This is a genomic window from Luteibacter sp. E-22 (assembly GCF_049913125.1).
In the GTDB taxonomy this organism is placed as follows: Bacteria; Pseudomonadota; Gammaproteobacteria; order Xanthomonadales; family Rhodanobacteraceae; genus Luteibacter.
Genome location: NZ_CP183975.1, coordinates 1,994,795 through 2,012,479, shown reverse-complemented (window position 1 = coordinate 2,012,479; position 17,685 = coordinate 1,994,795). Strand labels below are relative to the sequence as shown.

16 protein-coding genes are annotated in these 17,685 nt (G+C 65.3%); 3 read left to right on the top strand and 13 right to left on the bottom strand.

Annotated elements, in window-relative coordinates:
- Positions 1-24: 24 nt before the first annotated feature.
- Positions 25-315, bottom strand: coding sequence for a GNAT family N-acetyltransferase (locus tag ACN9M2_RS09065; RefSeq protein WP_306847235.1), 291 nt, complete (start codon positions 313-315; stop codon positions 25-27).
- 116 nt (positions 316-431) lie between these two features.
- Here ACN9M2_RS09065 and ACN9M2_RS09060 point away from each other — a divergent pair, with 116 nt between their 5' ends.
- Both ACN9M2_RS09060 and ACN9M2_RS09055 read left to right on the top strand, forming a co-directional pair.
- Positions 432-1,394: a CorA family divalent cation transporter gene (locus ACN9M2_RS09060; protein WP_426287742.1), complete on the top strand. Its 963-nt coding sequence runs from the start codon at positions 432-434 to the stop codon at positions 1,392-1,394.
- Positions 1,395-1,604: 210 nt separating this feature from the next.
- Complete coding sequence (locus tag ACN9M2_RS09055) at positions 1,605-2,714, top strand: GGDEF domain-containing protein (protein ID WP_426287741.1); 1,110 nt, start codon at positions 1,605-1,607, stop codon at positions 2,712-2,714.
- 856 nt (positions 2,715-3,570) lie between these two features.
- Here the strand turns inward: ACN9M2_RS09055 and ACN9M2_RS09050 are convergent.
- The 5 genes from ACN9M2_RS09050 to ACN9M2_RS09030 form a co-directional block, all read right to left on the bottom strand.
- A complete protein-coding gene (locus tag ACN9M2_RS09050) occupies positions 3,571-4,191 on the bottom strand; it encodes an alpha-ketoglutarate-dependent dioxygenase AlkB (RefSeq protein ID WP_426287740.1) in 621 nt (206 codons plus the stop codon).
- Between the two features lie 7 nt (positions 4,192-4,198).
- A complete protein-coding gene (gene sodC / locus ACN9M2_RS09045; RefSeq protein WP_426287739.1) occupies positions 4,199-4,729 on the bottom strand; it encodes a superoxide dismutase [Cu-Zn] SodC in 531 nt (176 codons plus the stop codon).
- 94 nt (positions 4,730-4,823) lie between these two features.
- A complete protein-coding gene (locus ACN9M2_RS09040; protein WP_426287738.1) occupies positions 4,824-5,522 on the bottom strand; it encodes a pseudouridine synthase in 699 nt (232 codons plus the stop codon).
- Complete coding sequence (locus ACN9M2_RS09035) at positions 5,519-6,577, bottom strand: class I SAM-dependent methyltransferase (RefSeq protein ID WP_426287737.1); 1,059 nt, start codon at positions 6,575-6,577, stop codon at positions 5,519-5,521. The genes ACN9M2_RS09040 and ACN9M2_RS09035 overlap by 4 nt, the downstream gene beginning before the upstream one ends.
- A gap of 53 nt (positions 6,578-6,630) precedes the next feature.
- Positions 6,631-8,184, bottom strand: coding sequence for a protein adenylyltransferase SelO (locus ACN9M2_RS09030; protein ID WP_426287736.1), 1,554 nt, complete (start codon positions 8,182-8,184; stop codon positions 6,631-6,633).
- Between the two features lie 134 nt (positions 8,185-8,318).
- On the opposite strand from ACN9M2_RS09030, the gene ACN9M2_RS09025 reads away from it, so the two are divergent.
- A complete protein-coding gene (locus ACN9M2_RS09025; RefSeq protein ID WP_426287735.1) occupies positions 8,319-8,951 on the top strand; it encodes a hypothetical protein in 633 nt (210 codons plus the stop codon).
- On the opposite strand, the gene ACN9M2_RS09020 is transcribed toward ACN9M2_RS09025, so the two are convergent.
- The 7 genes from ACN9M2_RS09020 to ACN9M2_RS08990 form a co-directional block, all read right to left on the bottom strand.
- Entirely contained in the window at positions 8,936-10,609 is a 1,674-nt protein-coding gene (locus ACN9M2_RS09020) for a putative bifunctional diguanylate cyclase/phosphodiesterase (protein ID WP_426287734.1), read from the bottom strand. The two genes, ACN9M2_RS09025 and ACN9M2_RS09020, sit on opposite strands and share 16 nt — an antisense overlap.
- Before the next feature lie 82 nt (positions 10,610-10,691).
- Positions 10,692-12,965, bottom strand: a complete 2,274-nt coding sequence (gspD, locus tag ACN9M2_RS09015) for a type II secretion system secretin GspD (protein WP_426287733.1) — start codon at positions 12,963-12,965, stop codon at positions 10,692-10,694.
- A gap of 90 nt (positions 12,966-13,055) precedes the next feature.
- Positions 13,056-13,925 carry a general secretion pathway protein GspK gene (locus tag ACN9M2_RS09010; protein ID WP_426287732.1) on the bottom strand — a complete coding sequence of 290 codons (870 nt, stop codon included), beginning with the start codon at positions 13,923-13,925 and terminating at the stop codon, positions 13,056-13,058.
- Positions 13,922-14,557, bottom strand: a complete 636-nt coding sequence (locus ACN9M2_RS09005) for a hypothetical protein (RefSeq protein WP_426287731.1) — start codon at positions 14,555-14,557, stop codon at positions 13,922-13,924. The genes ACN9M2_RS09010 and ACN9M2_RS09005 overlap by 4 nt, the downstream gene beginning before the upstream one ends.
- A gap of 23 nt (positions 14,558-14,580) precedes the next feature.
- Positions 14,581-15,015, bottom strand: a complete 435-nt coding sequence (locus ACN9M2_RS09000) for a prepilin-type cleavage/methylation domain-containing protein (RefSeq protein ID WP_426287730.1) — start codon at positions 15,013-15,015, stop codon at positions 14,581-14,583.
- A 93-nt stretch (positions 15,016-15,108) separates the two neighbouring features.
- Positions 15,109-16,116, bottom strand: a complete 1,008-nt coding sequence (locus tag ACN9M2_RS08995) for a beta-propeller fold lactonase family protein (protein WP_426287729.1) — start codon at positions 16,114-16,116, stop codon at positions 15,109-15,111.
- A 137-nt stretch (positions 16,117-16,253) separates the two neighbouring features.
- Positions 16,254-17,585: a substrate-binding domain-containing protein gene (locus ACN9M2_RS08990; protein ID WP_426287728.1), complete on the bottom strand. Its 1,332-nt coding sequence runs from the start codon at positions 17,583-17,585 to the stop codon at positions 16,254-16,256.
- Positions 17,586-17,685: the final 100 nt, after the last annotated feature.

The following is a 17,685-nucleotide window of genomic DNA, read 5'->3' as shown; positions in this document are numbered from 1 at the left end:
ACGAACTCGCGAGGCTTCTCGTCGTCAAGCTAACAAGTGCCCGTACTCCGGATTCCGTTCAAACCATGTCGCGGCATAGCCGCACGCGGGAACGATCTTCCAGCCGTTCGCCTCCGCGACCTGCACGGCGAAGCGGGTGAGCAGTGCGGCGATGCCGCGGCCACCCACGGGGGACGGTACGCCGGTATGGGTGATGGTCATCGTCTTGCCGCTGAGCCGGTATTCGAGTTCGCAGGTGTGGCCATCGACCACGACGAGAAACACCTGGTTGGCGCTGTCGTGGACGATCTCCAGCGGTTTGGCGGTATCGCTCATAGGTATCTCCCTGGTCCGGCGGTGGCATCGATGTCGTCAAGCATGCGCGTGTTCGGCCACGCGTGTCATCACCCGGCGTAGACTCCTCACCAGCCCATCCAAGGACACCCGCGCACGTGCTGATCATCCACGAACATGGGAAGTACACCGGCCCCGTCCGCTGGACCGTGGGCATGGCCAAACCCAACGCACCCATCTGGGTGGATCTGATCGATCCAAACGAAGAGGAACGACGCTGCGCCAGCGAGATCACCGGACTGCGCGTCCCACAACGAAACGATGTGGTGAACCTGGCGCTGTCCAGCCGCATCCGCACCGACGACGGGGCGATGTACCTGTCCATCCCCTATTTCGCCGACTCGCCCGAGAACCATCATCCCGCGCCGGTGGGCATCGTGGTCACCGGCAACGTCCTGATGACCTTGCGTTTCGAGGATTCGCCCGCGTTCAAGCTGGCCAGCGAGAGCTGCCAGGAACACCGTTGGGAATCCAGCGCCGATGCCCTGGCGACCTTGATCGAGGCGATCGTCAACCTGGCGGCCAAACGCATGGAAGACGTGTCGGCCGACCTGAAGACACTCTCCGACCGGATATTCACGCCGCAGCGTATCGGCACGCCCGCATTGCGCAACTGCATGCTGGAGGTCGGGCGCCTCGAAGGCGAGCAGGCGCGCAACCGTTCCTCGATGCTGGGCGTGCAGCGGATCGTGTCGTTCTTGCGCGCGAAGAAGCCGGAGTGGATGCCCGACGACGTCGAGGTTCGCCTGCGCGTCGTGGAACACGACCTGCGCACGCTCGACGAGTTCGACGATCAGGTCACCACGAAGCTGCAGTTCCTGCTCGATGCCAGCCTCGGCTTCATCAGCACCGACCAGAACCACGTGATGAAGGTACTGACCGTCACCTCGGTGGCCACCATCCCCCCGGTGATCCTCGTCGGCGTGTGGGGCATGAACTTCAAGAAGATGCCCGAGCTGGACTGGACCTTCGGCTATCCCATGGCCCTGGGCGCGATCGTGGTCAGCATCCTCTTGCCGGTGCTGTTCTTCAAATGGCGCGGGTGGCTGGAAGGCGACTGACTAGCGCAACGATTCACACTTGTGAAGACGTGGAAGCGATGACTGCGTCACGATTTTAGACATCGGTACCCGTTTTACCCTAAAGTCGGCGGCCTTCCAGCCGCTAACTCCTCCAGGGAGTCACCGGCAGGGAGTCCGGTTCGACGCACACACGGGGCCGCTTGGCGTGCCCCACTCGGGGGAGGGAGTGTCGGTGCAAGTCAGTCATCCATGTCGCGACGATCCGGTCGCGCGGAAACCACGCGCATGAAGGCGCCGTGGCATAGCCCTGCTGGCGTCCTGCCCGAGTCGCGCCTGCTCGCTTCGGTGGCTGAATTCACCCACCACCGCGATATCGACGCGCTGGACCACAGCATGGTGCTGTCGCTGGCCGAACTCATCGCCGTCAACAGCGTCACCCTGTGCAAGCGGGGCGAAAGCCTGCAACATCCCGTAGATTCGATCGTCGTATGCTCGCGCAAGCCCGGCGGCGGCTTCGTGATCGAAGCGCTCGATCCGACGCGGGAAGGTGGCGATCCCATCGACACCCTCGTCTGCGCCATGGAGACACTCGAGGCGATCAGCGACGTCACCGACGACGGCAACAGCCGGCTGGTCGTCCCCATCCAGCGTGAACACGCCGCCATCGGCGCACTGATGCTCGAAGCGCCGGATTCCCTCGACAACGTCCGCTCGATGGTCGAAGGCTTCGCGCGCATCTACTGCAATTACATCGCCCTGCTCAACGAGAGCGAGCGCGACAAGCTCACCGGCTTGTACAACCGGCGCAGCTTCGAGCAACGCCTGCAGCGCCTTCTCACCCTTCAACGCCAGAAAGCGCGCGGCGCGGTGCAGGACGGGGAAGATAAGCGCCGGCCGGTCGAGGAGCCTTCCCAGCTCTACCTGGCGATCCTCGATATCGACCATTTCAAGCGGATCAACGATACCTACGGCCATGTCTATGGCGACGAGGTGATCCTCATGCTGGCCCAGCACATGCGCGCGAGCTTCCGCCAGAGCGACGTGCTGTTCCGCTTCGGCGGCGAGGAATTCGTGATCCTGCTCGCGGCGCAGGACGAAACGGCCGTCCATCTCGTCCTCGACCGGTTCCGCCAGTTCGTGACCGACCATGCGTTCCCCCAGGTGGGTCACGTCTCCGTCAGCATCGGCTATGCGCGCATCTCCGAGAACGATTACCCCGAAATCGTGCTCGACCGCGCGGACAAGGCGTTGTACTTCGCCAAGCAGAACGGACGAGACAGCGTGCACGGCTACGAGTCCCTCACCCGCCAGGGCGAACTGGCGACACCGGTATCGCTGGGCAGCATCGACCTCTTTTAGCTTGTTGGTGTGGTTCGGGGTGGGCTCGGCTTCGCCTTGGCGTTGGGGTGTGGGGCAGAGCCGTCGGCCCCCACCCTCGTCGCTCCGAGTTGCACCGTCGCTCGGGAAAGGAGGCCGCTACGCGGCCATGTCCGATGGCTGCGCCCCGTCGCGCCCGTCGCGCCGGGCGGGGTTTTCGATTCGCCCTCCTGGCTCAGCGAAAACGGCCGGCCGTCCTGGCCGGCCCCCTGACGGGCCTTTTCGCCCGGCACTCCTCGGTTCCACAAGTCGCGTCGAGGGTGGCGGCCGACGGCTCTCCCGAGCACTGAGGTGTCGTGCGGCACAAGCAACACCCGCCATTCGGGTGGCCGTCGCCCTGGTGGGAGCCGACTCTGTCGGCGATGGGTGCTTGCCTCGACCGGGCCCGCTGCCGCGGGATCGCCGACAAAGTCGGCTCCCACCAGGGTGCAGTGATCCAACAGGGGGCGGTGCTTGGCGAGCGTGTCGCGGTGTGTGGTGTGCACTGTCCGGCGTGCGACGACCTTCGCTCTTTCGCCTCAACCCACCGCGGTCGTGACTGAGCTGCCGGGCGTTCCCCTCGGCGCGCCATGAGGCACCGAGGACGGGCGGGCGGACAAGGCCCGCAGGGGATCGGCCTGGACGGCCGATCGTTTTCGCTGAGGCAGGAGCCGAATCGAAAACCCCCGCCCGACCGTCCGAGCCCGAAGGGGCGCAGCCATAGGACACGGCCGCGCAGCGGCATCCTTTCCCAAGGGACGGCGCCGCCTGGCGCGCCGAGGGGGACGCCCGGCAGCTCCCCCGCCACGCACACAACCCAACGCGAGGGCGAAGTCGAGCCCAGCACACAAAAGAGCAACTAGGAAGTCTTCCGCGATCCGTAGCGCCTACCGGTCGCCTTACCCTCGGGCCGGACGCGAAAAGCCAGGCTGATCCGCGGCCCCACCGTGCCGCGCATCTTCGGGATGCCGTGGTCGTAGTGGAATTGCGTGGCGTAGCTCATCGTGAGCACGCTGCCCGGTTCCATGTCGATGTCGAAGCTGCGCCTGGGTGCGTCGCGCTCACGCAGGGTCATGCGCCGGGTGGCGCCGAGGGAAAGCAATGCGATGGGCTCGCCCTCCACCAGTTCATCGATGTGATCGTTGTGCGGGGCCACGCTGTCGTGGCCATCGCGGTAAAGGTTGAGGCCGACCGAGGTGAAGCGAACGCCCGTGAGCGCGATCACCTCGCGCGCCGCTTCGCCGACGATGGCCGGCAAGGCGCGATCGTCCAGCGCGTAATGCTGCAGCAGCCGCGGCACGTCCACGTCGCGGCCGTACATCGCGCGCCGCTGCGATTCCCAGGGAATGTCCGCGAGCAGCCCGGCGAACCACGTGGCGGCGCGTTCGGCGGGAATCACGCCCGGCTCATATGCGAACCGCCCGTGCTCGTCATCGACGATCACGAGCGGTTCGGGGGCAAAGAGACCGGCTTGGGACATGGTTTCCTTACTTGACGACACCGCAGGCGATGCGTGCGCCACCGCCGCCCAGGGGGGCGGGCTGGTCGGAATAGTTGTCGCCTCCGGCGTGGATCATCAGGGCATGGCCCTTCAGCGTCGCGAGCTTGGTCAGGCGCGGCGCGGTCACGGCCGTGGTGTCGGTGCCATCGGCACCCACGGTGATCTTGGGCAGGTCGCCCTCGTGGCCCATGGACGACTCCGGACCCTCGTGCTTGCCGGTGTGCTCCGGGTCGTAATGACCGCCGGCGGCCAGCGCAGCACCCTTCTTGCCATCCTTCTCGCCCGGGTCGCAGCTGGGCTTCTCGTGCAGGTGAAAGCCGTGTTCACCCGGCGGCAGGCCCTTGAGATCGGGAGTGAAGACCAGGCCACCGGCACCTTCGGTGATCACGACCTTGCCGACCGAGGCGCCGGTGCCGTCGGCGGTAACGAGGGTCATGGGCACCACGACGCTCTTGTCGGCGGCCTGGGCGGCCACGCACACGCACAACCCGGCCACGGCGATGACGATTCGTTTCATCTTTGCATTCCTATGAGGGCGAGGTAACCCGGGGATACTGCACCCGATGTGGACGGAGCGTCCATAACGAAACCGCCGAGGACCGGGGGTCGGTTCAGCCGAAGATCCTCGCCGTGTCTTCCGCCGTCAGCAGACGCCATTCGCCGGAAGGCAGGCCATCCAGCGACAAGCCACCGAGTGCGATACGTTCCAGTGTGACCACGTGGTTGCCCACGGCGGCGAACATGCGGCGTGCCTGGTGGTATCGCCCTTCGGTCAGCGTGAGACGGGCGTGGCGGGGGCCGAGCATCTCCAGCGTCGCGGGCTCCAGCGGTTCCGTCTCGCCTTCCAGCATGAGCGTGCCGGCGGCGAACGTCGCTGCCTCGTCGCCACGCAGGTCTTCGGCCAGCGTCGCCTCATACACCTTCGCCACCGCGGCCTTGGGCGAGATGATCCGGTGCAGGAGTTGCCCATCGTCGGTGAACAGCAGCAGCCCCGACGTATCCCGATCCAGCCGGCCCACGGTCGACAGCACCGGATTGCGCAGCGCGAAACGCGGCGGCAAGAGGTCGTAGACCAGCCTCCCCACGTCCTTGCGTGAACAGGTATAGCCGGTCGGCTTGTTGAGCATCAGCAACATGCCCTGCGGCGGATCCAGTGGCTCTCCCTCGAAGCGCACCTCGGCATGCTCGACCTTGTCGTCCGCATACAGCACCTCGCCCGCCGTATCCGTGACCGACCCCTCGCGGAACATGGCCGCGACCTGTTTGCGGCTGCCATAGCCGAGATTCGCCAGGAGGCGTACGAGTTTCATCGGCGGGGGTCCTTTGCTTCGATGACCTTGAAGCCGTCGCGTTCGACGACGGTGCGCACACTGGCGAAGCTGGCGTCGAGCACCGCCTCGTAGGCCAGGTGCCGATTGGCGACCATCCAGAAGCGGCCGTGCGCCACCAGGCCTTTCGCCGCGGCGGCGATGAAGGCACGGCCCAGTTGCGGATCGTCGGCGCGCCCCTGGTGGAATGGAGGATTGGACACGATGACGTCGTATCCCGTGTCGATGCCATGGGTGACATCGTGCCAGCGCACGCTCCCGGCGATGGCGCGGCCGGAGCGGGCGATGGCATCGGCGAGGTTGCGCCGCGCCGGCTCCAATGCCCGCGCCTCGGCCTCGTAGAGGTCCACCGCCGAGACCGCCGCGCCATGCTCGACGACTTCGCAAGCGAGGTATCCGAAGCCCGCACCGAGATCGGCCACGCGGCCGGAGAAGTCGGACGGAAGGACGCTCGCCAGCAAGGCCGATGCGGTGTCGATGCGATCCCATGCGAACAGGCCGCGACGGCTCACGAAACGCCCGCCTTCTATCGCCTGCGGCGCGTCGAGCGCGAGCCACTCGGCGAGCAGCGCCGGATCGGCCACGGCACCGGGACGTGTCCAGAACACGCGACACTTGTGCTTGGACAACTCGGCCACCCCGCCGGCCAACAGCGCGAGATCCGCCTGGGCGGTCCTGGCGCCTTCCGCGTTCGGCATGCTGGCGACGACGATGCCGCCGGTGCCAGCCAGCGACATGGCCTGTGCGAACAAGGCCCGCGATTCCTCGCGCTGGCGGGTCGGCAACACCATCACCACGTCGAAGCGTCCCTCGGGAACCTCGGGCGACACATCGAAACCCGACCGCGCCAGGGCATCCGCGGCCGGCTTGAACGATTGCTGCAAGGTCCAGCCCGGTCGCCGGCGTTCGCGCAGGACGAAGCCATCGCGCGCGCGCAGCATCAGCAGCCGGCCATCGGCCGGAAAGGCCAACACGCCCGTCGCGAAGGGCACGAACAAGGCGTCGAGGGCAGCGTCGGAAGCGGAACCGGCGGACAACGCGATGAACCTCGACGGCGTGAAGGAACCGGCGATTCTAGCCCAGCGGGTACTCAGCTGCTGCAGGAGAGCATCGAACAGCCCACACGCTTCCGCGCCCAATCCGGCCGGCGACCGGCCAGATGCTCCCTACCGGGCTGCTCGTCATAGGGCTGTCGCAGCGCATCGAGCAACTCGTGGATGCCGTCGTCGTCGCCCTGCTCCGCGCGATCGATCGCCTGTTGGGCGAGGTAGTTTCGCAGCACGTAGCGCGGATTGCTCGCGTGCATCAGGGCCAGCCGCTCCGTGTCAGGCGACTCGTCCTCGCGTACGCGGTCCGCATAGCGCCGCAGCCACGCCTGCAAGGCGCCGTCGATCGAGGCGCGCTTCGCCTCGTCGTAGAACGCCGCCCCCACGCTGCCCACCCGGGGAGCGGAGAGATCCAGCCCCGCGAGATCGCGGTAGAAGATCGTCATATCCATCTCTCCGGCCAGCAACAAGCCGCGCAGGTCGGCCACCAATGCCTCGTCGCCCTCGCGCGCGTTGGCGAGGCCCAGCTTCGCGGCCGAGAAGGCGGCGTCGGTGGCTTCGAAGGTTTCGACATAACGGTCCAACCCCGCCTGCAACGCTTCCACGCCGGCGAACAGCGGCGACAAGGCCTGGGCGAGCCGTTGCAGGTTCCAGTAGGCCACCTGAGGCTGCTGGCCGAAGCGATAGCGACGGTGCGCGCGATCGGTGGTGTTCGGCGTCCAGTCCGGATCGAAATTGTCGACCCAGCCGTAGGGGCCATAGTCGATGGTGAGGCCGAGGATCGACATGTTGTCGGTATTCATCACGCCATGCACGAAGCCCACGCGCATCCAGTGCGCCATGAGCTTCGCGGTGCGCTCGCATACTTCCGTGAAAAAGGCGGCGTAGCCCTGTTCGCCGGGAAGACCGGCGAACTGCGGGTAATGCGTGGCGATGGTGAAGTCGGTCAAGCGGCGCAGCAGGGCGATATCGCCGCGCGAGGACGGCAGTTCATACGAGCCGAAGCGCAGGAACGAAGGGGCCACGCGGCAGACGATCGCGCCCGGCTCCGGTGCCGGGTGGCCGTCGTACATCACGTCGCGCAGCACCGCCTCGCCCGTCGCCACGAGCGACAGCGCCCGCGTGGTCGGCACGCCGAGGTGATGCATCGCCTCGCTGCAGAGGAATTCGCGGATGGAGGATCGCAGCACCGCGCGCCCGTCGGCGCCACGCGAGTACGGCGTCCGGCCGGCACCCTTCAGCTGCAGTTCCTGGCGTCCGTGCCGCTCCGTCAGCACTTCGCCGAGGCCGATCGCCCGGCCATCGCCGAGCTGCCCGGCCCAGTGGCCGAACTGGTGTCCGCCATAGGCCATCGCATACCCGGTCATTCCGGGCCAACGGGCATTCCCCGCGAACACATCGGCAAATCCGGGCGCCTCGGACGAAATGCCCAGCATGCCGGCGACCTCGCCCGCGACCGCCACCGTCCGCGGCGCGGGCACGGGTGTCGGATCGACCCAGGAGAACGCGGCCCCGGCTACCTGCCGAGGCAGGTTCGACGTGTCGGGATCGGCCGGCAACTCGCGGACGAAGGCGTTGTCGAAGCGGAGGTCTGTCATCGGGGGAACCGGCTGGCACGTTGTGTCCGATATTCGGGCGATCGTGACGCATGCAAGCCTGCCGCCACGTCTACGGAGTAGGAAACCGCCAACTCGTGCACACTAGCGCCCCCGATCACCCTGCTCCGGACCCCATGCGCCCCTTCCGCTTCCTGGCCACCCTGCTTGCCGTGACACTGGCCTGGCCCGCCAGCGGCGAGACGGCGAGCGTGCCGCGCAGCGACAAGACGCTGGTGGAGATCATCAACGCGACGATGGGTACCCTTCCCAACGCGATGGACTCGTTATCGGGCAAGGTCCCGGGCGGCCTTCACCCGACGGCCGACGCCCCGCCGCAGATCGTCCGCAGCATGCCCTTCGTCACCCGCGACGGGTATCGCGTCAGCGCTTTCGAAGCCCGAGGATTCGACGAGGGCGGCGACGTCCCGATGGTGCGCTTCACGTCGATCCAGCTGGAACAACGGCCCTGCTTCCAGCGCAACGACGTGGACGACAGGTTCCACGCGCCGGCTTCAGACACCCACCTACCCAACGCGCCCGCCATGTTGCCCAATCGCTACCTGGTCATGCAGATGCCCTGGGGTCGCCTGTCGTTCGGAACCTCGCAGGAAAGCGGTGGCTGCGTGATCGCCATCGTCGGCGATGCCACCGGTGGCGGCCTCGGGACGCGCATGCCCCTGCCCTTGCCGCAGCCCACGACGATGCCGGGCATGCCCGACCTGCGGCGGACCTGGCCGATGCCCGCCGGTGCCTATCCGGCGGAGTAATCCGGCAAGGGCGTCGGGTAGCCGCCGATGATCCCCGCGATGTCCCCTTCGGGTACGCCGGCGGAAAACAGGTAGCCTTGGAGTTCGTCGCAGCCCGCATCGCGCAGGAAAGCCCGTTGCTGTTCCGTTTCCACGCCCTCGGCCACCACGCACAGGCCGAGCGCAGCACCGAGATTGGACACGGCGCGAACAATGGCGGCGGAATCGTCGGCCATCGGTGCCATTTGCACGAAGGAACGGTCGATCTTCACTTTGTCGACGTCCAGGTCCTTCAACAAGGTAAGACTGGAATATCCCGTGCCGAAATCGTCGAGCGATATCCGCACGCCTTCGTTCCGCAGCCGTTTCAACTGGCGCACCGTGGCATCGTCGGCGTTGACGATGGCTGTCTCCGTGATCTCCAGTTCCAGCCGGTGCGGCGCCAGTCCCGTTTCAACGAGCACACGCAATACGGCCTCGGCGAAGCGGACGTCGCGCAGTTGCACCGCGCTCACGTTCACGGCCACGAAGATATCGGCCATCGGAGCCACGCGAGCGCAGGCGGTGCGTAGCACCCATTCGCCGAGAAAACCGATCAGGCCGGTTTCCTCCGCCACGGCGATGAACTGCACGGGGGGTACGTCGCCGAGACGGGAGTGCCTCCAGCGGGCCAGGGCTTCCAATCCGACCACCTCGCCGTCGCGTGCGCGAACCAGCGGCTGGTAGTGACAGTCCAACCCGGCTCCGTTGCGCAGGGTCTCCCTGAGCGCCATTTCGATCTCGCGGCGGTGCGCGAGTGCCACGTCCAGCTCGTCGGTATAGATCACGTAGCGGTTGCGGCCCTTCTTGGCTTCGTACAAGGCACTGTCGGCCTTGCGCGCCATTTCGCCCGCGGCCACCGCATCCGCGTCGATCGGGACGATGCCGATGGAAGTGCCGATCAGGGAAGCGTCCGCGGGCACGTCGAAAGGAAGGCTCGCGAGCACGAGGATACGGGTCGCCAGGGCCTCGACGTCGAGATCGCCATCCTCGACCAGTACCGCGAATTCGTCGCCGCCGATGCGCGCCACGGTGTCGTTCAGGCTGAGCAAGCCACGCAGACGTGAGGCGAATTGCACGAGCAGTTCGTCGCCGGCGAGATGGCCGTAGGTATCGTTGACCTTCTTGAAGCCGTCCAGGTCGAGGTAGAACAGCGCCGCCTTGCCTCCGCCGCTCGCCGCCCGCGCGATGGCGGCATCCAGCTTGTTGAACAGCGCCGTGCGGTTGGCCAGACCGGTCAGCGCGTCATGGCATGCCAGCCAGCGTATCTGCGCCTCGGACTCGCGCAGCTCGGTAATGTCGGTCACCGAGGCGAGCACGTGGGGTGCGCCTTCCAGTTCGATACAGGTTTTGCGGGTGAGCAGCGTGCGGACGCGGCCTTGCGGATCGGTCACCGATTCCTCGGTTTCCACGACTTCATGGGTGCGCAGCACGGCATCGTCACCCGCCGCGAACCGCGCCGCCTGCTCAGGCGGGAACAACTCCTCGTCGCTCTTGCCGACGATATCGTCCGCACATACCCCCATGTATTCGCAGCCCATGCGATTCACGAATACCCAGCGGTGCATGGCATCGCGCACGAACATGGCCGTGGGCATCATTTCCAGCACTTTGGACCAACCGGCCAACCCTCCGATCACCCGACTCTCCCTCGCGTTCCACCCGAGCAATCTGCGACCGCCCATGTGAGCGCCGCGTGTGCGGGACGCGTCGGCGGCGCTTCTAGGGTGCCCCGTTCAGTGGCCGCAGCGACTCGAATTTCCGCTGGTATTCGTCGGTCACCTGCTTGGCTTCCTCGCCGTTGCTGATGACGCGCGGCGTGATCAGCACGATCAGTTCCGTGCGGTTGCGCCCGCGGTTCGTGGAGCCGAACAAGCGGCCGAAAACGGGTATCCGGTTCAGACCGGGAATGCCGGTGTCCGTGGTGCTGTCGTCTTCCTTGATCAAGCCGCCGAGCAGCACCGTCTGCCCGCTCTGGACCGCCACCTGGGTGGCGACCTCGCGCTGCTGGATCGGGAAGTTGCCCGTCGTCGTGTCCTTCTGCCCGGGCGCGCTCACCACCTGGCTCACGTTGAGATACACCAGGCCGCCCGGATTCACACGCGGACGCACGTTGAGGATCACGCCGGTGTCCTTGTACTCGACCTGGCCGATCGTGTTGTCCGTGTTGGCACTGGTGTTGACGAAGGTCTGCGTGATCGGGATCTGGTCGCCGACCTGGATGTGCGCCTTCTGGTTGTTCAGCACCACCAATGACGGCGCGGAGAGGATCTTGGTGTTGCCACTGGTCTCCATCGCGCGCAGCGCGACGGAGAGGTTGTTGTTGACGAACGAGTAGAAAAAGCTGTCGGTGCTGGGGTTGTAGACGTTCCCGCCGTTGCCCAGCGCCCATTGCTGTTTATTGCCGGGCTGGCCCACCGACCCGTTGGTTCCACCGACCAGGCCTTCCAGGTACCACTGCACGCCGAACTGGAAGTTGCCCGTCAGTGTCACCTCGAGGATGCGCGTCTCGATCTGCACCTGTAACGGGACACTGTCCAGGCGCTTGATCGCCTGCTCGATCTCCGTCCACTGTGACGGACGGCAACGCACCATCACCTGGTTGTTCGCATCCACCGAGGTGATGCGCACGCCTTCGTCCGTGGTCGTCGACGCATGGCGGCCGCCACCATTGTCGCTGGCATCGGTGGAGTCTCCGCCGCCGAGACCGCCAAGGCCGCCGCCCGTTGCCGTGCCGGCGGTTCCACCGGCGGAACCCGTCGGGGTGGATAACCCCGATGACGTGCCCGATGACGAAGCGCCGGCATTGCCGAACACGCCCGTGGTGCTGCCGAGGCCCGAGCCACCACGATTGCCGAGGTCGCTGTCGCCACCGCCGAGCGTGCCGGAACTCAGACCCGGACCGACCTTTCCGCCGCGATCGCCAGACTTGCCACCACTGGAACCGCCGCCATAGATGTCGGACAGGTAGTCGGCCATGTCCGCCGCCTGCACGTTGCGCACGTCGTAGACATAGAGCTGCGGCTCGTTGCCGCCGCCGCGATCGATACGCTCGATCCACGTTTTCACTTCATCGAGATAAGCCGGCTGCGGACTGATGACGACCAGCGAATTCGTCCGCTCGATGGGAATGAAACGCAGCAGGCCGGCCATCGGCGTATTGCCCTTCTCACCGAAGAGGCTGTCGAGCTGCGGTGTCAGCTCCTTCACCTGGGCACGCTGCAAGGCGAACACGCCCACCGACATGCCGCGCAGCCAGTCGACGTCGAAGGTCTGCACCGTGCGCTGGTAGTTCTCCAGTTCGGTCGGCGTGCCGGCCATCACCAGCACGTTGCGCGTGGGGTCGGCCAGCAAGGTGGCATCCGGCCGCGCGAACGGCTTGATCAGTTTCTGCATCTCGGTCGCGGAGATGAAACGCAGGGGAAACAGGCGCGCCTGCAGGCCGCCCGGCGGCGCGGTGGCGCCCATGCTCGGCACGAGGTTGCCCGCCACCGCGTCCTTCGCGGGCATGACCACGTAGCGGTCGCCGTTACGGACCAGTGCGTTCCCGGTCCACGACAGCAAGGTCTCGAGGATGGGAAGGGCCTGGTCGGTGGCAACCGGCTGCGAGGTAGAAAAAGAAATGTTGCCTTGCACACCCGGCACGATCGAATAGTTCTCGTGCAGGAGGTCACCCACGATGGCCTTCACCACCGACTCCACGGGCTGGTTCTCGAAGTTGAAGGTCACGGTGCCCGTGCCCTCCGTCACCGGCTTCGGCTTGGGCAAGCCCACCGCCTTGACGAATTCACCCGTGCCCGTGGTGATGTCGGGCTGCACGGTCGCAGGGATTTGCGGATTGGTCGTACCCACCGTCAACGGCTTGGGTACCGGCTTCTCCGTGCCGGCCAGCGCTTCCCGCTGGAGCGATCCATCGTCGCGCGGCTGGGGCAGCGTCGAGCATCCTGCCAGCACGACCACCCATGCGGCGACGCCGATCGTAAGAAAGCGTGTCATGCAAGAACCATCATGGTTATCGAGGCCTGCGAGAGTGGCGGGTACGTGTTGCCGTGCCGTGACGTGGCAGGAGTATGCAGCAGGAATCGCCTACAGGTTCTTTTCGGACGCACGTTCCGCCCAGCGCACGATGCGATACGGCCGCGGATTCCCGGGTTCGCTGTGCATGATGAGGGTGACATCGAGTGTCAGGGCCGGTCCTTCGGCAACCTGCGCCCGCGACGTGATACTGACGATCCCGCTGAAACCCTTCGCCGCGTTGCCCGATCCCGTCCCGGGAAGCATCGGTAAGGCGGAAACACCTGGCGGCAAGGCCCTCACCTGATCGACGTAAGATCTTGCGGCCTCCGGCCCGGCGCCGGTCACGGCGGCCACGACCACCGGGGCGGCATGGGCGAGATTCGGTGAGTCGGGAGTCCACAACGTCAGGAAGGGAACGATCCTCTCGACGGCGTCGGCGCTGACCCCAGGTACCCGGTAGAGTTCGTCGAGACTGCTGAACCCGCCTTTCGCCAGCAACAACGACGCCTGCATATGTCCCCGCGTTCCCCAGCTGGCGATGGCTGCCTGAAACCGCGGTACCAGCGACGCATCCACGCCCGAAGCCGACAGCAGCCGCCCGATGAGTTCAGGTGGCGCCGTGTTCAGGTTGACCTTGCCGTCCTCGTCGTCGATGTCTACCTGCACATCGGTACGACCCAGCCGAAAGCCATAACCACGACCGTCCGCGATCCAGCGCTGCGCATCTTCCCGCGCATTCAGCATGAACACGGCTCGTTCGATGCCCGCCTCCGCCGCATAGAACGCTTCCAGGCGCAGGGACTGTCCACGCGCCTGCGTACTCTCCACGCGAGCGCTCGTCGCCAGTGCACCGAGGGTGATCGCCGCCAACGTGCAACCCCAAAGGACCACCAGCAAGGCCACGCCGCGTTGCTTCGTGCTCCAGGGAAGGATTTTCATCGTTTCCCCTCCGTCGACGTCAATCGCGCCATGGCTTCGCGTGCATCGACCGCGGCGGGGTCCATCCGCAAGGGGACGGCTATCGTCGGCCACTTCACCCCGCCGGCCAAGGTCAGTTCGAGGCCGATCATGGAAGGCAGGCGATCGCCATAGGGCCATGTGTCCTGCCATGGCACCGGATTGCCCTCGTCATCGACACCGCTGTAGACGAAGCGCCCGGACGACACATGATCGACCAGGACCTCCGGTTGCGACGGGACGACTTGTGCGGCATCGCGCGATGCCATCGGTGCGAACTCGGCCTGTAGCTTCAGGTCGTTGTCACGCCCGACCAGTGCCAGGCGCTGGAGCTGAAGACCGCTCTTCGCCAGGTAGCCCGGCCCCGGCGCAACGAAGGTCACCTCACCGGCTGTCCCACGAACCACGATGGGGTGCCTGTCGGCACGCAGTGCCCACGGATACGCCAGGGCGGTGGACAACGCCCTTCGCACGTACATCTGCGCGGCCCTGACCTGGTCGAGCCGTTCGGTCACGGCCATACCGGCTCGCGTGGATTGCGTCATCGTCTGCAGCGCCGCCGTCACGCCCAGCAGCAGCAACGCCAACAGGGCGAGCGCCGCGAGTGTTTCCATGAGACTGAAACCCGCCTGGCGCTTCACGAATCCCCCGAGGCATACACGGAAACCTTCGGCACACGTGGCTTCTCGGACACGGTGCGCAGGGTCTCGAAGCGGGAGGACAGGGTCCTGCCGCCTACATCCCACTCGACGGTCAACTCGATCCTGTACAGATGCATCGGAACCAACGTGGCGACGGTCGCCGTATCCGAAGGCGTGCTTATTTTCATCGTCCAGCGATAGGTGTCGTCGAAACGCCCCGTATGCACGCCTTCCGACGGAAACTCGGCTACGAACGTACGATCGAGCAGGCCATTGGCCCAGAGCGATGCCTGCGTGTAATCCGCCGCGCGCGCGTTCAGGGCGACGGACGAACCGGTCGCGCGCATGAGCGCGCCGAAGCACAAGGCCAGCAGGACCAAAGCCGCCAACGTCTCAAGCAGGCTGAAACCTTCGCTTCGCGTACCGCGCATGCGTCCCCTCCTTAGTGCCATCGAGCATGCGATCGGAAGGTTTCGGACCGATGACGGCCATCCCTTCCGGGATGGCCGTTTTTTTTTCCTACATCACCACTGCGGCTGGGTAGCCACCGCCGCGGGAACGCTACCGACATTCACCGTGGCGATCACCTTGTTGGTGTACGGGTTGATGACCGAAACGGTATTCGACCCGGCATTGGCCACATAAACGCGACCGGTGCTGTCACTGACCGCAATGGACTGCGGTGTATTTTCCACGGATACCGTCGCGATCACGCTCTTGTTGAGCGGATTGATCACGGAGACGGTGTTGTCGACCGAATTGGAGACATACACCGGCAGGCCGATCGGGCTCGTGGCGACGGCCTCGGCACCGTTTCCGGCCGTCAGCGTGGCGGTCACCTTATTGGTGAACGCATCGATCACGGAGACATTGTTCGAACCGGCATTGGCCACATACACACGGGCGCCCAAGGGGCCGATACCCAAACCAGACGGGGTGTTCCCGACCGGCACCGTCGCGATCACCTCGTTGGTACGCGCGTTGATCACCGATACGGTGTTATCGCCGGTATTGCCCGTATACACGCGGGCTCCGTTAGGGCTGACCGCGATGCTGAAAGGCGCGCTACCGACCGGAACCGTGGCGACGACGGCGTTGGTCGCCGTATCGATCACGGAAACGGTGTTCTCATTCGCATTGGCCACGTACACATCGGAACCGTCGGGGCTGACCGCCACGGCCACGGGCGTGTTCTGCACCGGCACCATGGCGGTCACGGCGTTCGTGGCCGCGTCGATCACCGATACGGTGTTGTCGAGGGCATTGGCCACATACACGCCGGAACCATTGGGGCTGACGGCGATGCCGAGCGGATTGGCACCCACCGGCACCGTGGCGGTTACGGTATTGGTCACCGTATCGATCACGGAAACGGTGTTGTCGATTTCGTTCGCCACATAGGCGTTCTTGTTATGTGCCGCCGCAGGCAAGGCCATTCCCGCCATCAGCAAGGGAATGGCGCAACGGGCCGCGGGGGCGAGCCAGCGCTTCGTCGCCTGGCGGTTCTTGATCGTCGATCGTCCGGTCGTCATGGCTGTACCTCGGTAGTGGAATATGGATGCCTTACGACACCCGAATAAGTAGCTCTTTCTTCACATCGAATTCGTACCACATGCAGTCTTGCGTACATCATTTGACTCAAAGGCAAGGTCATATCTTTCAGCACAGTTCACGGATTGACGCATGCGTCAACCGCGTCCTGATTTAACAAGGGTCCGCCAAACAAAAAGGCATAGCCGGTATTAGGTCCGACGGTGTCTACGTTGGAATGATCACCATACGCAGAACCGATCAGTCCGCGCACGGCTGCCACATCTGCACCATTACCCTGGTAATTGGCGAGCAAGTACGACACGCCCATGATTGGGTAACGCGAAGTAATGTTGGCGTAGGCGGCCGGATCGACTAGAAGAAGGCACCGCGGCGCAACATTTGGTGTAACTGCGGCGACGATCGGACGACCACTCTTGGCGTCCGGAACCGCCGAAAGAGCCCGATCGATAAGCCAAAGCACGGCCAGCGACGCCGGAAAGTCGGCATACGGGTCCTTGCCGCCGACCGTGGCGTACTTGACGTGCGGCACAGTGGAAGCGGCCGCCTTCAGGTTGGCCGATTCGGCGTACCCGATCGTGCCATCGGCACTTTCGACGGCGGCGACGACGGTCGGGCTGCCGGTGACGCCCACCCAACCCGACGGGATGGTCGGCTTGTACTGGCTGATCGCCGTGGCGAACGACTGGTCGACGATGAAGTGCTGCGAGGCCGTGCCGGCGCAAGCAGCGGCCATGTGGTTAGCCAGCGAGAAGCTGGTGCCGCTACCGTCGGAACGGAACGCGACCTTGATCGTCGACGTGTCGCTCGCGTTGCCCGTCAGCGCCGACCACTGCGTGATCGAACCGTTGAACACGCCGCAGACCTGCGCGGAGGTGAGGTTCAGCGGGGTCGACAGGCTGTCCTTGCGATAGATCACCGCGATCGAGCCAGCCAGCGTCGGAAACTGCACGGGCTGGCCATTGGCTACTACCTTGCCACCCATTAAGAATCCACTGTAATCAGCAACCGACATTGGTGCATCGCTTCCGGCGAAGTGCGGATTCACCAGGATGTTGGAAGGCGCACCGAAGCCGATGGACGTACCGTCGCACGCACCGATGGCCGTGAAATGGTTGGTACCATCGAAGTTATCGAAGATCTTCTTGCCGTTGCTGCTACCGGTCTGGCAGTAGGACACCTTGTTACCAGTACGTGCGGCCCAGGCGCCAAACAGCGAGGTACTGCTGACAGCGGCGACGCCCGAGGTCGGGAACGCGGTGTTGGCCGACTGCTTGAGAGCGGGATTGAGGAAATTGAAGCCGACGTACGCACCGGCCGGTAGCGTCGCTCCACCACCGAACACATCCGTGCCCATGGCAGCACTAGCGGCCGAGAAGCCAAGGACCAACATGACTGCGGCCGTCACGAATCTCGTGCTGACGCCTCCCATGGCAATGCACTTGAACATCGTATTACCCCTGGTTGGTGAACCTTGCTGTGGAGGCATAGCGCTGGCGAACGCTAGTTCTTTCAAATACCCCATCGAGAAAGGAAGGGGTCCGAAGACC

Coding starts and splice junctions, on each gene's coding strand:
- ACN9M2_RS09065 (WP_306847235.1), bottom strand. CDS start 315: ATGAGCGATACCGCCAAACCGCTGGAGATCGTCCACGACAGCGCCAAC.
- ACN9M2_RS09055 (WP_426287741.1), top strand. CDS start 1,605: ATGTCGCGACGATCCGGTCGCGCGGAAACCACGCGCATGAAGGCGCCG.
- ACN9M2_RS09050 (WP_426287740.1), bottom strand. CDS start 4,191: ATGTCCCAAGCCGGTCTCTTTGCCCCCGAACCGCTCGTGATCGTCGAT.
- sodC (WP_426287739.1), bottom strand. CDS start 4,729: ATGAAACGAATCGTCATCGCCGTGGCCGGGTTGTGCGTGTGCGTGGCC.
- ACN9M2_RS09040 (WP_426287738.1), bottom strand. CDS start 5,522: ATGAAACTCGTACGCCTCCTGGCGAATCTCGGCTATGGCAGCCGCAAA.
- ACN9M2_RS09030 (WP_426287736.1), bottom strand. CDS start 8,184: ATGACAGACCTCCGCTTCGACAACGCCTTCGTCCGCGAGTTGCCGGCC.
- ACN9M2_RS09025 (WP_426287735.1), top strand. CDS start 8,319: ATGCGCCCCTTCCGCTTCCTGGCCACCCTGCTTGCCGTGACACTGGCC.
- gspD (WP_426287733.1), bottom strand. CDS start 12,965: ATGACACGCTTTCTTACGATCGGCGTCGCCGCATGGGTGGTCGTGCTG.
- ACN9M2_RS09010 (WP_426287732.1), bottom strand. CDS start 13,925: ATGAAAATCCTTCCCTGGAGCACGAAGCAACGCGGCGTGGCCTTGCTG.
- ACN9M2_RS09005 (WP_426287731.1), bottom strand. CDS start 14,557: ATGGAAACACTCGCGGCGCTCGCCCTGTTGGCGTTGCTGCTGCTGGGC.
- ACN9M2_RS09000 (WP_426287730.1), bottom strand. CDS start 15,015: ATGCGCGGTACGCGAAGCGAAGGTTTCAGCCTGCTTGAGACGTTGGCG.
- ACN9M2_RS08995 (WP_426287729.1), bottom strand. CDS start 16,116: ATGACGACCGGACGATCGACGATCAAGAACCGCCAGGCGACGAAGCGC.
- ACN9M2_RS08990 (WP_426287728.1), bottom strand. CDS start 17,585: ATGTTCAAGTGCATTGCCATGGGAGGCGTCAGCACGAGATTCGTGACG.